Consider the following 312-nt stretch of genomic DNA (forward strand, 5'->3'; position numbering starts at 1 on the left):
TTCCAGTAGTGTGCACCTGTCCTTCCCGACCCCGGAAGACACGGATAAATACATGCCCATGACGTCACGGATTGTACAGCTGGTGTTACTGGATGTGCTGGCTACTGGCGTTACCTTGCGCCGGGGCGTCGACTTCCATGCGCACTTGAAGAAGATCAAGGATAGCCTGAAAGCAACCCGCTACCCCGACCTGCCCACTCAACCCTGACACCTGTCCAGCGAATAATCCCCTTGCCGTATCCTTTAACTAACGCAGTACCGGTTTGATAAATTTCAGTGTCATGCGGTCGCTTTCCCCTATCTCCTGATAAC

General features: G+C 53.2%; 1 pseudogene. It reads left to right on the plus strand.

The window, feature by feature from the left end:
* A pseudogene (locus tag Q4563_RS18440) lies at positions 1–208 on the plus strand (hypothetical protein); the annotation flags it as partial.
* Positions 209–312 lie beyond the last annotated feature (104 nt).

This window comes from Gilvimarinus sp. 1_MG-2023, assembly GCF_030548285.1.